This window comes from Halospina denitrificans, assembly GCF_004364635.1.
In the GTDB taxonomy this organism is placed as follows: domain Bacteria; phylum Pseudomonadota; class Gammaproteobacteria; order Pseudomonadales; family Oleiphilaceae; genus Halospina; species Halospina denitrificans.
The window spans coordinates 659,644-675,023 of sequence record NZ_SOAX01000002.1; the positions used below are offsets into that span (position 1 = coordinate 659,644).

Here is a 15,380-nt window from a genome sequence, read left to right on the forward strand (position 1 = left end):
GTGGATACGGGGGAAGTATCTTCGGTACAATCCGCCCTCACTTTGCTCTGGTTTTACGTTCCAGTCCGCAATGGAAGGAGATGAAGATGAATTACGCCGTGTGCGCACTATACCGGTTTGTGCGCCTGGACGACTATGAACAGCTGCGCGACTCCCTTCGCCAGTTCCTGCTCGACCATGAGATCCGTGGCACCCTGCTCCTCGCCCGCGAGGGCATCAACGGCACCGTCGCCGGCCCCCACGAGAGCATCGCCGCGCTCAAGGCACGCCTGGCCGAGGATTTCCGTTTCGATGGCATCGATTACAAGGATTCCGAGACGGACATCATGCCGTTCAACCGCACCAAGGTGAAGCTCAAGAAAGAGATCGTCACCATGGGCGTGGAAGGCATCGATCCCAAACGCTCCGCGGGCACCTACGTGAAGCCCGAGGAATGGAACCGCCTGATTCAGGACCCGGAAGTCACCCTGATCGACACCCGTAACGAGTACGAGGTGGAGGTGGGCACCTTCCGCAATGCGGTGAACCCCAACACCGAGGCGTTCCGCCAATTCCCGGAGTACGTGAAGGAAAACCTGGACCCGAACAAGCACCGCAAGGTGGCCATGTTCTGCACCGGGGGCATCCGCTGCGAGAAGTCCACGGCCTACCTGAAGGAACAGGGCTTCGAGGAGGTGTATCACCTGGAAGGCGGCATCCTGCGCTACTTCGAGGAGATGCCCGAGGAAGAGTCGCTCTGGGATGGCGAGTGTTTCGTGTTCGATGACCGCGTGGCGGTGAATCAGAACCTGGAGCGCGGCAACTACGACCAGTGCCACGCCTGCCGGCGCCCGATTACGGACGAGGACAAGGCGTCCCCGAAGTACCAGAAGGGCATCAGCTGCCCCCGCTGTTACGACGCACTCACCGAGGAGCAGAAGGCCCGCTTCGCCGAGCGCGAAAAGCAGATCCGCCTTGCCCGCGAACGCGGCGAGACCCACGTGGGGGCGGAGGCCGCCGAAGTAATCGAGGCGCGGCGCCAGGCCAAGAAGGCCCAGCAACAGGCCTCAGGCGAGGGCTGACCAGGCGTCTTCCAGCTTGTACAGGGCCTCTTCCAGGTCCGCCAGGGGAATGTTGAGCGGCGGCGCGAACCGCAACACCGTGCCGCCGGCCACCAGCACCATGACCCCGGCCCTGAGCGCCTCGGACACGAAAGTCTTGGTCTGCTCCGACCAGGGCTCCGCCATTTCCGCGCCCATCAACAGACCAAGCCCGCGCACATCCGAAAAGAAGCCGTAACGCTCCTTCATGCCGATCAGCCAGTCACGCAGCATGACATGCCGCTCGGCCACGCCATCCAGGATCTGCCCGGTATTCACCAGCTCCAGCACCCGCTTAGCGACCGCACACGCCAGCGGATTACCGCCATAGGTAGTGCCATGGGTCCCGGTGGTAAGACTGGCCGCAATCTCACTGCGCGTCAGCATGGCAGAGATGGGAAAACCATTACCCAGCGCCTTGGCCGTGGTCAGGATATCCGGCGTCACACCGTAATACTGGTAAGCATAAAGCTCACTGGTCCGCCCCACCCCACACTGCACCTCATCAAACACCAGCAGCACACCATGCTCATCACAGAGCTCACGCAGCCCCTTCAGGAAATCCGGATCCGCCGGCCGAACACCGCCCTCGCCCTGGACCGGCTCCACCACGATGGCACAGGTGCTGTCACTCAGCTGCTCCTTCACCGAATCCAGATCATTGAACCGCGCATGCCGAATCCCCTCCGGCCCGGGCCTGAACCCATCCAGGTACTTCGGCTGCCCACCAACCGCCACGGTAAACAGCGTCCGCCCATGAAAACTGCCCTCAAAAGCAATAATCTCATGGCGCCCTTCCCCGTAATGATCCCAGCTGTACCGCCGCGCCAACTTGAACGCCGCCTCATTGGCCTCGGCCCCCGAGTTGGCAAAAAACACCTTCTCCGCAAAGGTGTTCTCACACAGATACTGCCCCAACTTCAGCGCCGGCTCATTGGTCATGATATTACTCACATGCCAGATCTTCGCCGCCTGCTCCTGCAACGCCGCCATCACGCCCGGATGGGAATGCCCCAGCGCGGTAACCGCAATCCCCCCGGCCAGATCAATATACTCCTTCCCCTCCTGATCCCAGAACCGGGCCCCCTCACCCCGAACGGGAATCACATCGCCCGGGGCATAGGTGGGAACCATGACATCATCAAAGGTAGTGCGGTCAACAGACTGTTCGCTCATAAAAACTCATTCTCGGATCTGCAAAGGATTTGAAGGATGCAATGAGGTACCGCTTCCCGGGAAGCTCCGGAGCCATGGATGGCGGAGGGCAGCCTACAGGGACGTACTCGTGGCGGTTCCCGGGAAGCGGTACCTCATTGCATCCTGCACGAAACCAACAGGCTTCTTCATTCATCAGGCCAGACCACATCAGGCCTGGACATACCCGGGCATTCTATAATCTTCAGCCGATGCCCCGGCGCCAACACATGCTTGATCAGCAGCTTGTAGGAATCCAGATCAAACGCCAGCGCCTCCCGCCCCGGCTCAAGCTCACTCAGCTCCGCCTCATCATGCACCGTCGCAATGTGCGCCCAATTATAAATCACATGGATATCCGTTCTACCCGTAGAACCATTCTCCTCCACCACCCCAATCGGCCCCTCCCAGGGCCACGCCTTCAACTGAAGCTCATGAAAGGCAATCTGCACCCGCAGGTTATACCGCGTCACATCCTCCAGCCCCTCACAGGCCCCCTTGCAACGCCCCAGCCGCCGCTGGAAACAGGGCCCATGGGTCGACTCCAGCCCCAGCATCTGGTTGCACAGCTCATTCTTCTGCGCAATCCCCTGAAGCGCCTTCTGCGCATCGCGCTTACTCTTGAACAACCCGTAGTACTGGCCAAGGTTGTTGGGATCCACGCCCCAGCACAAGGAAGCCTGCAGATACCCCTCTTCCCCCGGATTCAGCGCAATGGTCACAAGCCGCTTGGCCGCCCGCGAACGCCGGTTATAGAGCGGTTTCAGGCCCTTGATCTGCTTGAGCTCCAGCAGCAGCGCGCCCAGATCACCGGCGGTCTCCGTCCAGTCTACCCAGCGCATACTCTGGGACAGCTGCACGCCACGACTGGTGTTGTGGTCTCCGGAAAAGTGGGACGCCACGCGCTGACGGATATCCGTACTCTTGCCGACATAGAGGAGCACGTCATTCTCGCCGTAGAACCGGTAAACCCCCGGACTGTCCGGCAGCTCATCCAGAATATCCGGCGACATGTGGGAAGGAATGCTCGGACGTTTCAGAAGCGCCTGAATGGCCTCCGCCACCGGCTCCACACCATGCTCCGAGCGGGTGCGCTCAAAGAACTGGAACATCGACTCCACGTCGCCCATGGCCCTGTGACGTGGGCCGGGATCCAGCCCGTGGCGCTCGATCAGCGCATCCATGTTATGGCGCCGGTATTCCGGATAAAGCCGCCGGGACAGTTTCACCGTGCACAATACCGGCGCCGCAAAGGCCTTCCCGATCCGCCGGAACTCCGACTTCACGAAGCCATAATCAAAGCGGGCATTGTGCGCAACGAAAACCGCATCGCCGATCTTCTCCTCAAACCGTTCCGCCACCTCCTCAAAGGTCGGCGCATCCGCCACCATCGCATTACTGATACCGGTCAATGACTCGATAAAGGGCGGAATCGACTGCTGCGGATTCACCAGCGTCTGCCAGTCCTCGATCACCTCCCCTTCTTCCCAGAGACGCAGCCCGATCTCGGTGATCCGGTCGCCGGTCGAGCTGCCGCCGGTGGTTTCAAGGTCGATAAAGGCGAGCTTCATGATGGTTACGGACCTGCCTGGGGCTGAGTGGTATTCGTTGTCACTGCAACACCCAATACTGGGCTAAAAAACCAATTGAGCCCAGCCAGGAAGCAGGTTTGAGGCGTGACTGTGCCGGTCGCCTGACATGATCAGGATTTTTCAGGGCTTTCCGTGGTTTCATTTTCCTGGCGCTCAATCACACCCTGCTTCTCCAGCGCCTTTACAGCCTGCTTGCTGAATATCTTTATACCGAGCACCAGAAGGCCGTAGGCAAGCAACAGACCGAAGGCGAGGGAGATCAGGAGGATCAGGATGATGCTTCCCATCCCGACGGATTCAGGTAGCGCTTGTTCCGGCAATAGCGGCCCCGGCTGGGCCATCAGGAGGATGAGCAGAAGGGAGAGCCATACCGCCGTCAGACCCAGATAGGCCACAAAGCACCAGCGCACCAGCCGCTTTCTCTCGGCTTGGGTCGGCAAACGGTGATGGTCCTTGACGAAAGCTTGGGCTGGCGCAGCTGTTGAAACGAAAAAAGCGGCAATCGCCGGGCCGGATCCCGCGTCAATTGCGAATATCGCGTTGATCGCGCCCAGAAGAATGATGATGGCGACATTGATGGCGGTAAAAAACCACACATAGCGGGCAAAACTGGAACGTCCTTCCATAAGGTTTCTCCTTCCCTGGGACTTATTGCGAGCGGGTCAGATTCTAGTGTGCCTCGCTCCGGGTGACAAGCGCCGCACCCGCATGCTGTATTCAGAAACCAGTTCCATCACAGGAACCGCATAACCTTATTTATAAATCCCATTTTGATTAAAATCAGGACCCATATACCCTAGGGGAATCGACAACCCGCAGGAGGACGTTTAATGACACTAAGAATCGGACAGACCGCACCGGATTTCACCGCTGAAACCACCGAAGGCAAGATCAATTTCCACGAGTGGATCGGCGACAGCTGGGCCATCATGTTCTCCCACCCGAAAGACTTCACGCCGGTCTGCACCACAGAGCTCGGCTACATGGCCAAGCTGAAGCCGGAATTCGACAAGCGCAACACCAAGATCATCGGCCTCTCCGTCGACCCGGTGGACAACCACGACAGCTGGGCCAAGGACATCGAGGAAACCCAGGGCTGCGCACCGAACTACCCCATGATCGGTGACACCGACCTCAACGTCGCCCAGAAGTACGACATGCTGCCGGCCGACGAAGAAGGCGAAGCCGAAGGCCGCACCCCGGCCGACAACGCCACCGTGCGCTCCGTATTCATCATCGGCCCGGACAAGAAGATCAAGGCCATGCTCACCTACCCGATGACCTCCGGCCGTAACTTCGACGAAGTCCTGCGCCTGCTCGAGTCCTGCCAGCTCACCGCCAAGGAAACCGTGGCAACACCGGTGAACTGGAAGTTTGGCGAAGACGTCATCATCCCACCGAGCGTCAGCGACGAAGACGCCAAGAAAAAGTACCCGGAAGGCTTCACAACCCTCAAGCCATACCTGCGTACCGTCAAGCAGCCGAAGTAAAACTTCCGGCAGCAACACAAAAACCCGGCCAAGGCCGGGTTTTTTTATTGGTCGAAACCTAATTAGCAGACTGGAGAGGGGAGGTTGGTAGTGCTCTCCGGGAAGCTCCGGAGCCATGGATGGCGGAGGGCAGCCTACAGGGGTTTGCGCGGATGAGCGCAAACGGGTCTACAGGAGGTAGAGCCTGGACCTTTCAGCGGAGCAGGACAGCGTAGCTGAAAGGTACTCGTGGCGATTCCCGGAGAGCACTACCAACCTCCCCGGGATGCCAGAACCCTCACTCGGTAGCCAGAGCCTCATGGAACATAGCCGGTGTCCGCTCGGCTTCAACAATGCCGGCCCGAACCAGAAAATCCCCAAAGTACTCCCCGGACTCCCGCTCCTTCGCATACCGCTCCAACATCGGATCCAGAATCCCCAGAATGGTCTCCTCGCCAATGTTCTCACGGTACAACCGGTTCATCCGCTCACCCTTATGGTCGGCCCCGAGATACAGGTTGTACTTGCCAAGCGCCTTCCCGGTCAGACCAATCTCACCCAGGTAGGGCCGCGCACAGCCATTGGGGCACCCGGTCACGCGCACGTTAACGGCCTGATCCGAAAGCCCATGCTTCGCCATCAGCTCATCCAGCTTACCCACCAGTTCCGGCAGGTACCGCTCCGACTCCGCCATCGCCAGGGCACAGGTCGGAAACGCCACACAGGACATCGCATTACGCGCCAGCGGTGTGCTCCGGGTTCCATCGCGCAGCCCATACTGGTCGACCAGGGACTGGATCCTGTCCTTCTGCCTGGGCGTCACATTCGCGATCACCAGGTTCTGGTTACAGGTGATCCGGAACTCGCCCGTATGCACCTTCGCAATTTCCCGCATACCGGTCCGAAGCGGGTAGCCATCCCAGTCCGCGATGCGGCCACTGTCGATGTGCAGGGTCAGGTGGCTGTTGCCGTTCTCGCCCTCGACCCAGCCGAAGCGGTCGCCGTTGTGGTCAAACTCGTAGGGCCGTGCGTCTTCCATGGCCTGGCCGTGGTACTCACGGAACTTCTCGTGGAACCACTCCATGCCATAGTCATCCATGGTGTACTTGAAGCGCGCATGGGAACGGTTGGTCCGGCAGCCGTGATCCCGCTGGATGGCAGTGATCGCCACGCAGGCATCCGCCGCCTGGTCCGCCGGCACGAAACCGGCAACCTCACCCAGGCGTGGATAGGTTTCCGGCTCACCGTAGGTGGTGCCCATGCCACCGCCCACGGCGATGTTGAAGCCGCGCAGCTCGCCACCCTCGACGATGGCGATCAGGCCGATGTCGTTGGCGAACACATCCGCGTCGTTCTCCGGCGGCACCGCCAGCGCAATCTTGAACTTACGCGGCAGGTAGTAATAACTGTAGAAGGGCTCTTCCTCCTCACCCACGCGGTGCACGCATTCCTCGCCCAGCCAGATCTCGGCATAGGCACCGGAGCGCCACATCAGCCGCTCGCTGATTTCGTCCGACAGACGATGGATCTCGGCGTGCAGCTGGGATTCGTGCGGATTCACGTTGGAGACCACGTTCCGGTTCACGTCCCCGCAGGCGCCCTTGGAGTCGATGCCCAGGGCGTTCACGCGCTGCATCAGGGTTCGCATCTTATGCTTGAACACGCCGTGGAACTGGAAGGTCTGGCGCGTGGTCAGGCGCAGGGTGTGGTTGGCGCACTCGTCCGCCACCTCGTCCAGGCCGAGCCACTGGGTCGGCGTGAGCACACCGCCGGGCAGGCGCAGGCGCACCATGTGCATGTAAAGCGGCTCCAGCTTCTGCTTGCGGCGCTCGTCGCGCACGTCGCGGTCGTCCTGCTGGTAGCTGCCGTGGAATTTGGTCAGCTTGGTGTCCGCCTCGGCAATCGCGCCCGTGGCCTCGTCGGCCAGGCTTTCCGCAATCGTGCCGCGAAGGTAGCGGCTTTCGCGCTTGATGATCTCGCCTTCTGGGAGTTTATCAGCCATCAGTACACATCCCGTTGGTAGCGTTTCTCGCGGGCCAGGTCCCGCAGGTATTCGGTGGCCTCATCACGGTTCCTGTTGCCCTCGTGGGCAACCACATCGATCAGGGCCTCGTTCACGTCCGGCGCCATGGCATCCGCGTCGCCACAGACGTAGATGTAGGCGCCGTCCTGCAGCCAGCTCCAGATCTCGGTCGCATTATCGCGGATCCGGTTCTGCACATAGATCTTCTCTTCCTGGTCCCTGGAGAAGGCCACGGAGATATGCTCGATAAGGCCCTGTCGGCGCCAGTTGAGCCACTCGCTCTGGTACAGGAAGTCCGTGTGGAAATGCTGCTCGCCAAAGAAGAGCCAGTTCCGGCCCCTGGCGCCGCGCTCCTCACGCTCCTGTACAAAGGCCCGGAACGGCGCCACGCCGGTCCCCGGCCCTATCATAATAATGGGCGCGTCATCGTCGTCCGGCAACTTGAAGTTCTTGTTCGGATCAATGTAGACGGGCACGGTCTCGTCTTCCTCGAGACGATCCGAGAGCCAGGTTGAAGCCACGCCTTCACGCTCCCGACCGTTGGATTCGTAACGCACCGCCGCGATGGTCATGTGCACTTCCTCCTCCACGGCTGCCTGGCTCGAGGCGATGGAATAGAGCCGGGGCGGCAGTTTGCGCAGCATGGCGGTCAGCGTGTCGGCGCCCAGACCCGCGATGGGCCAGGCCTCGATCAGGTCCAGAAGATCGCGGCCACGCATCCACTCCGTGAGGGCGGCATGGTCCTCCACCAGCTTCTGCAGTTCCGCATCACCGCTGTGGCCCGCCCACTGTTCCATCAGTGGCCGCGTCAGTACCGTGATCTCACGATAATGCTGGAGTGCCTGGGCCAGCGTGGCCGAGGTCTCGCCAAGGCCCACGCTCTCTTCCGGATCAAGGCCGAGGTTCTCGATGATGCTGGCCACGAGTCGCGGGTTGTTCTGCGGGTAGACGCCAACGGCGTCGCCGGGCCGATACGTCAGGCCCGAGTCCTCAAGCGACAGTTCGATATGGCGTGTTTCCTTGTTGGAGCCACGGCCATTGAGAACCAGGTTCTCCAGAACCGGCGCCGGGAAGGGGTTCCTGCGATCGTACTTCGACTTGGCCGCAGGGCCACTGGCAGCAGCGGCCGTTGCCGCTGCCTGGGAAGCACCCGCCTGCTCCTCGATAGCTGCAAGCATGGACTCGACCCAGGCTTCCGCCGCATCGTCATAGTCCACATCACAGTCGACCCGATCCGTCAGGGGCGTGGCGCCCAGCTCCGCGAAGCGGGCATCAAAGTCCTTGCCGGTCTGGCAGAAGTGCTCATAACTGGTATCCCCCAGCGCCAGCACACCGTACTGCACGCCCTTGAGCCCCGGCGCCTTGCGCCCATGCAGGAACTCGTGGAAGTCGATCGCGCTGTCCGGCGGGTCACCCTCACCATGGGTGGACGCCAGAATGGCCACGAAGGACTCGTTCTTGAGCTGGCGCGGCTTGTAGTCCGCCATGTCCACCACATTGGCCTTGATGCCCCGGGCCTTGGCCTGCTCGCCCAGCATTTCGGCCACGCCTTCGGCATTGCCCGTCTGGGAGCCGTAAAGCACCGTGAGGCTGGGGCCTTCCGTGCTGGCCGCAGGCGCACTGCCCGCCGCTGCCGGCTGGCCCACCTGGGACGCACGCCAACCAGCCAGATAGCCCGAAAGCCAGTCCACCTGGTGGCCTTCCAGCCCCTTGAGCAGTTCGTTGAGCTGACGAGCCTGCTCGTCCGTTAGTGGAGAATTCTGTGTCGTTAGTTCCATCCGGAATAAGCACCTGTTACCAAATAACCTAATGCGCGCATGGTAACAGCGTACAGTTATCGACTTAACCCATTTTATGGGGTTTTGTTATGGGTTTTACCGATATGCATTAATGGCTGGGCGGGTAGACACAAAAAACCCCGGATGATCCGGGGTTCTGTACTGCAGACCGGGCTTCGATCAGTTGTTCAGGTAAGCCCAGTCGAAGTATTCATGGAGCTCGTTCACAACCTTTTCTTCATAGGCGTGGGTCAGTTCGAAAAGGACACTCTTGTCGCTTGCTGCTTTCATAACCACCTCCTGAGACGGCCTGTGTTGTCACACTGGGATGCGAGGCCGGGAAAGACATTCCGTTTCCAACCCGCGCCGGTTGCCTTCCCCGGCCCCACGCCCTGAAAGTTGCATACCTTGTGCCAACTGCCACTCACACTTCAATTATATGTTTTTAAACGATTTTCAACAACCACGGGAAGAGTGCATCCGGCGTCCACTGCGCCATGGAAAGGCAGCCCTGTGGCTGGATGCACCTCCGGGGGGCATTCGTCTCAGTTGATTTCCGATCCGACTCGAACAACCTTCATCGAATTGGTTCCACCCTGGGCATTCACGTAATCACCCTTGGTGATAACGACCAGATCGCCGTCCTGAACCACCCCTCGACTCACCAGCTCGGAGACAGCCAGTGCATTGGTCCGTTCATTGGGAATGCTCACCGTATCAAAGGGGATCGTCTGGACGCCCCGGAAAAGGACAACGCGGTGCTGCGTGGTGTGATGCCGGGAAAAAGCGAAGATAGGGAGGCTCGACTTGATCCGGGACATCAATCTGGGCGTTGCCCCGGACTCCGTCATACAGATGATGGCCGCAGTGCCAGTGAGATGGTTGGCCGCGTACATCGCGGACAACGCAACCGCTTCGTCCACGTGTGTCATGGTCTCGTGAATGCGATGCTGGGACTGGTGCATGGAGGGGTGTTTTTCAGCCCCCAGGCAGATCCGGACCATGGCTTTCACCGCCTCCACCGGGTAGTCACCGACCGCGGTTTCGGCCGACAGCATGACGGCATCGGTGTAGTCCATAACCGCGTTGGCCACGTCCGAGACCTCGGCGCGGGTCGGCATGGGGCTGGTGATCATGGATTCCATCATCTGGGTGGCGGTGATGACGCCGCGGTTCAGAACCCGGGCCCGCTCGATGATGTGTTTCTGCACCCCCACCAGTTCCGCGTCACCGATCTCCACCGCCAGATCCCCCCGGGCAACCATGACCACATCGGAGGCCTCGATGACAGCATCCAGGGCGGCATTATCGTGAGCCAGTTCGGCCCGTTCGATCTTCGCCACCAGCCCAGCCTCGGAGCCGGCTTCGTTCAGCAGGCGACGGGCCGTATGAAGGTCCTCCGCAGTGCGGACAAAGGATACCGCGACGTAGTCCGCGCCCAGGCGGGCTGCCGTCACGATATCCTGCCTGTCCTTTTCCGTCAGGGCATCGGCGGACAGGCCACCGCCGCGCTTGTTCAGTCCCTTGTTATCGGATAACACGCCGCCGTTCAGGACCCGGGACGTAATGCTTTGCTCGCCGACCGACTCCACTTCCATTTCGATCCGGCCATCGTCCAGAACGAGCACGTCACCGGGTGCCACGTCATCAATCAGTTGCTCGTAGTCGATACCCACCCTTTCATCGGTACCGGCCTCTTTGTCCATGGCGGCGTCCAGAACGAAGTGCTGACCGGTCACCAGGGTTACCTTATGGTCGCTGAACCTTGAGATCCGAAGCTTGGGTCCCTGAAGATCCGCCAGTACCGCAACAAACCGGTCCTGCGCGGAGGCCGCTTCCCTGACGCGGGTTGCCCGATCGATATGTTCCTGTGCGCTGCCATGGGAGAAGTTGAGCCGGGTCGCGTCCACACCGGCCCTGATGATCGCGGCGAGGGATTCGTCGGAGTCCGTGGACGGGCCAAGCGTCGCCACTATTTTGGTGCGCCTGAGCATGGTATTGCTCCTGTGATTGGCTGAGGCACGGCGGTTGCCGGCGCATTTCCGCGTTACATCACCAGCTCACGCAGATCGCCCAACACCCTGGACAGCAGCGTGGTGAAGCGGGCGGCATCCGCGCCGTTGATGGCCCGGTGATCATAGGAGAGCGACAGTGGCAGCATAAGCCGGGGCTGGAACGCTGACCCATCCCAGACGGGTTCGGTGGCCGCTTTTGACACGCCAAGGATCGCCACTTCGGGCGTATTCACGATCGGTGTAAATGCGGTCCCCCCAATGCCACCAAGACTGGTGATGGTGAAACAGGCGCCGCTCATGTCGTCATTGGTAAGCTTCTTGTCCCTGGCCTTGCCCGAGAGTGTCTGCGCCTCCTCGGCCAGCTGCCAGATGCTCTTCTGATCCACATCCCGGATAACGGGGACCACCAGACCATTGGGCGTATCCACGGCCATGCCGATGTGGCAGTAGTGCTTGTGGATGAACTCCTGGTTCTGCATATCCAGGGAGGCCTTGAACTGGGGATAGGCTTGCAGCACGTAGGCGCAGGCCTTCATCAGGAAAGGCAGCAGTGTCATCTTGACGCCCCTGGATTCGCCCTCAGCTTTGTGGCCCTTGCGGAAGGCTTCCAGATCGGTGATGTCCGCCTTTTCGAACTGGGTGACATGGGGCACGTTGAGCCAGCTTCGCTGCATGCCGGTGGCGGTCAGCTTCTGGATCTTGTTCATGGGCTGGCGTTCGATCTCGCCGAACTTCGTGAAGTCCGGCAGCTCAACCCCGGGAATGCCGGCGCCACTGGCGGGCGCCCCGCCCCCGGACTGAAGCTGACGCTTGACCCAGTCCTGCACGTCCTCCTTGAGGATACGCCCCTTGGGCCCACTGCCCTGGACCTGGGTCAGGTCCGCACCAAACTCGCGCGCGATCTTACGAACCGCCGGGCCGGCGTGCACCTGTGCCCCGCCAGAAGCCGCTGCCTCCCCGGTTTCGGCGGGTGGCGGTGTCGATGGTTCAGGCTGGGGCTGCGGGCTGGGTTTCTTCTCGGGCTCGGTTTTTTCAGGTTCCGGCTCCGGCGCTTCCTGCTCAGGCTGCTCCGGTTCAGGCGCCTCCTCGGCCTCGGCGGCGGCTTCTTCATCACCGCCCCCTTCTTCCGCTGTCATGGTCCCAACGAGGTCGCCTTCCTTGAGTTTATCACCCACCTTGGCATCGATTCGCTGGATGGTGCCGGATGCCGGCGCGGGTAGTTCCACCGTCGCCTTGTCAGACTCCACCTCAAGCAGGGGATCTTCCGCATTGACCTTGTCACCCGCCTTGACCAGAACCTCGACCACCTCAACCTCATCGGCGCCGCCAAGCTCGGGAACACGGATCTCTTGCTCACTCATGATTCAGTGTCTCCTTGTCGCCCGCCGGATCAGCTGAACGCCGGATTGGGTTTGTTGCGGTCGATGTTGTACCGGCGCATGGCATCAAGCACCTGCTTCTTGTCCACTTCGCCTTCCTCGGCCAGCGCATTGAGGGCGGCGACAACCACGTGGTAGCGATCCACCTCGAAGAAGGCGCGCAGTTGCTCGCGGGTATCACTGCGACCAAAGCCGTCGGTGCCGAGCACATGATAAGCGGCTGGCACGAAGGAACGGATCTGGTCCGCCTGGAGACGGATGTAGTCGGTTGAGGCCACGACCGGTCCCTGGGCCTTCGCCAGAGAATCGTGCACCCAGGAGGTCTTGGGTTTCTCATCCGGATGAAGCCGATTCCAGCGTGCGATGTGATTCCCGTTCCGGGCGAGCTCGCCAAAGCTGGTGACGCTCCACACATCCGACCCCACCTTGAAGTCATCCTTGAGCAGTTCCGCAGCCGCACGCACCTCATTGAGGATGGCGCCGCTGCCCAGCAACTGTACCCGGGGCGTTTTTGTCTTCGCCTTACCTGAAACATTAATGGATTCAAGCTGATACATGCCCTGAATGATGCCTTCCTCGGCCCCCTTGGGCATGGCCGGGTGATGGTAGTTCTCGTTCAGCAGCGTGATGTAGTAGTGGACGTTCTGGTTTTCCTCGTACATCCGGCGCATGCCGTCCTGGATGATCACCGCCACCTCGTAGCTGAAGGCGGGGTCATAGGTCAGGCAGTTGGGCACCACGTTATGCAGGACCAGGCTGTGGCCGTCCTGGTGCTGGAGTCCCTCGCCGTTGAGGGTGGTCCGGCCGGAGGTGCCGCCGAGCAAAAAGCCGCGCGCACGCATGTCGCCGGCGGCCCAGCAGAGGTCGCCCACCCGCTGATAGCCGAACATGGAGTAGAAAATGTAGAACGGGATCAGTGGGTAATCATGGTTGCTGTAGGAGGTGGCGGCGGCCATCCAGGCGGACATGGCACCGGCCTCGTTGATCCCTTCCTGCAGGATCTGGCCCTTCTTGTCCTCCCGGTAATACATGATCTGGTCCCGGTCCTGGGGCGTGTACTGCTGCCCTTCCGAGGTGTAAATGGCCATCTGGCGGAACAGCCCCTCCATGCCAAAGGTCCTGGCCTCGTCGGGCACGATGGGCACTACCCGTTGCCCGACTCGCTTGTCCTTGACCATGATGGTGAGCATGCGCACATAGGCCATGGTGGTGGACATCTCCCGGTCCCCGGAGCCCTCAAGCAGCTTGTCGAAAGCCTTCAGTTCGGGAATCTTCAGCGGCTGCGCATCGCGCCGACGGCTGGGCATCCGCCCGCCCAGTTCCCGGCGGCGCTTCTGCATGTACTCCATTTCCGGGCTGTCCAGGGCCGGGCGGTAATACGGCAGGTTCTCGAGTTCATCATCGTTCACCGGAACGCCAAAGCGGTCCCGGAAGGCCTTGAGGGTTTCCTTGTCCAGCTTCTTGAGCTGGTGGGCCGTGTTCTGGGCCTCGCCGGCCTTGCCGAACCCATAGCCCTTGATGGTATGGGCGAGGATGACCGTGGGCTGGCCCTTGTGATGCACCGCCTGATGATAGGCGGCGTACACCTTGAAGGGATCATGCCCGCCGCGGTTGAGCTGGCTGATGTCCTCGTCCGTCAGATCCTTCGCCAGTTCCTGGAGTTCCGGTGACTGACCAAAGAAGTGCTTGCGCGTATAGGCCGCACCCTGGCTCTTGAAATTCTGCAGGTCGCCGTCGCAGGCCTGGTCCATGACGTCCTGCATGACGCCATTGGTGTCTTTCTCGAACAGCGAATCCCAGTTGCGCCCCCAGACCACCTTCAGCACGTTCCAACCGGCTCCGCGGAAGATGCCTTCCAGCTCCTGGATGATCTTGCCATTGCCGCGCACCGGCCCATCCAGGCGCTGCAGGTTGCAGTTGACCACGAATATGAGGTTGTCCAGGTTCTCGCGCCCGGCCAGCCCGATCGCGCCCAGGCTCTCGGGCTCGTCACATTCGCCATCGCCCAGGAAACACCAGACCTTGCGGTCCGCCTTCTCGATAAGTTCGCGGCCGTGCAGGTACTTCATGATGTGGGCCTGGTAGATCGCCTGGATGGGACCCAGGCCCATGGAAACAGTCGGGAACTGCCAGTAGTCCGGCATCAGCCAGGGATGGGGGTAGGACGACAGGCCGTTGCCCTCACCGCCCACATCCTGGCGGTAGTGATCCAGGTGCTCTTCATCAAAACGCCGCTCAAGGTAGGAGCGCGCATAAATGCCCGGAGAGGCGTGCCCCTGGAAATAGACCAGGTCCGCCTCCCGCTTCTCGTCACCACCGTGGAAAAAGTAATTGAAGCCAATGTCGTAAAGGGTTGCCGCGGAGGAAAAGGTGGAGATGTGCCCACCCAGGTCGCCCGGCTTCATGTTCGCACGCAATACCATGACCAGCGCGTTCCACCGCACCAGCGAACGGATGCGGCGTTCCATGAACATATCGCCGGGCATTCGGGCTTCATCAGTATGGTGGATGGTATTGCGGAAGGGCGTGGTAATGGCGTAGGGCATGGGGGTGCCGGCGCGACTTGCTCGATCCGAGAGTTTGCCCAGCAGATACTCGGCCCGTTCCACCCCCTCGTACTGAATTACGGATTCCAGTGCGTCGAGCCATTCCCGGGTTTCAACCGGATCATCATCCTGACTCATCAGGCCTTTCCTCCTGCGACGTTATTGGTATGGAGACACCAGTGTAAGCATAGATCATGGCAGAAAACATGCGCGCATGTCGTCACAATTCAGAAGATCATCACTGGTTATTGTTTGACCGGATTTAACAAAAGGTTACAATAAAGAAATGTCGTAGGAAATGGAGT

Annotated in this window: 10 protein-coding genes; 2 read left to right on the forward strand and 8 right to left on the reverse strand. The window is 60.7% G+C overall.

Annotated features, from left to right (window positions below):
• Nucleotides 1-80: 80 nt before the first annotated feature.
• Nucleotides 81-1,061, forward strand: a complete 981-nt coding sequence (trhO, locus tag DES49_RS06730; protein ID WP_133735605.1) for an oxygen-dependent tRNA uridine(34) hydroxylase TrhO — start codon at nt 81-83, stop codon at nt 1,059-1,061.
• Here the strand turns inward: trhO and DES49_RS06735 are convergent.
• From DES49_RS06735 to DES49_RS06745, 3 genes are all read right to left on the reverse strand, one after another.
• Nucleotides 1,047-2,255 (reverse strand): acetylornithine/succinyldiaminopimelate transaminase, encoded by a 1,209-nt coding sequence (locus DES49_RS06735; RefSeq protein ID WP_133735606.1) that lies wholly within the window; start codon nt 2,253-2,255, stop codon nt 1,047-1,049. The two genes, trhO and DES49_RS06735, sit on opposite strands and share 15 nt — an antisense overlap.
• Before the next feature lie 167 nt (nt 2,256-2,422).
• On the reverse strand, nt 2,423-3,844 hold the full coding sequence (locus DES49_RS06740) for an exonuclease domain-containing protein (RefSeq protein ID WP_133735607.1): 1,422 nt from the start codon (nt 3,842-3,844) through the stop codon (nt 2,423-2,425).
• A 131-nt stretch (nt 3,845-3,975) separates the two neighbouring features.
• A complete protein-coding gene (locus DES49_RS06745; protein WP_133735608.1) occupies nt 3,976-4,491 on the reverse strand; it encodes an ABZJ_00895 family protein in 516 nt (171 codons plus the stop codon).
• A 204-nt stretch (nt 4,492-4,695) separates the two neighbouring features.
• On the opposite strand from DES49_RS06745, the gene DES49_RS06750 reads away from it, so the two are divergent.
• Nucleotides 4,696-5,355, forward strand: coding sequence for a peroxiredoxin (locus DES49_RS06750; protein WP_133735609.1), 660 nt, complete (start codon nt 4,696-4,698; stop codon nt 5,353-5,355).
• A gap of 277 nt (nt 5,356-5,632) precedes the next feature.
• Here DES49_RS06750 and cysI read toward each other — a convergent pair whose 3' ends face one another.
• The 5 genes from cysI to aceE form a co-directional block, all read right to left on the reverse strand.
• The gene (cysI, locus tag DES49_RS06755) at nt 5,633-7,336 is read right to left on the reverse strand and encodes an assimilatory sulfite reductase (NADPH) hemoprotein subunit (protein WP_133735610.1); all 1,704 of its coding nucleotides are present in this window, start codon (nt 7,334-7,336) and stop codon (nt 5,633-5,635) included.
• On the reverse strand, nt 7,336-9,135 hold the full coding sequence (locus tag DES49_RS06760; RefSeq protein ID WP_133735611.1) for an assimilatory sulfite reductase (NADPH) flavoprotein subunit: 1,800 nt from the start codon (nt 9,133-9,135) through the stop codon (nt 7,336-7,338). The genes cysI and DES49_RS06760 overlap by 1 nt, the downstream gene beginning before the upstream one ends.
• Nucleotides 9,136-9,680: 545 nt before the next feature.
• Entirely contained in the window at nt 9,681-11,129 is a 1,449-nt protein-coding gene (gene pyk, locus DES49_RS06765) for a pyruvate kinase (protein WP_133735612.1), read from the reverse strand.
• Nucleotides 11,130-11,182: 53 nt separating this feature from the next.
• Nucleotides 11,183-12,511: a dihydrolipoyllysine-residue acetyltransferase gene (gene aceF, locus DES49_RS06770; RefSeq protein ID WP_133735613.1), complete on the reverse strand. Its 1,329-nt coding sequence runs from the start codon at nt 12,509-12,511 to the stop codon at nt 11,183-11,185.
• A gap of 29 nt (nt 12,512-12,540) precedes the next feature.
• On the reverse strand, nt 12,541-15,213 hold the full coding sequence (gene aceE, locus DES49_RS06775) for a pyruvate dehydrogenase (acetyl-transferring), homodimeric type (protein WP_133735614.1): 2,673 nt from the start codon (nt 15,211-15,213) through the stop codon (nt 12,541-12,543).
• Between the last annotated feature and the right edge of the window lie 167 nt (nt 15,214-15,380).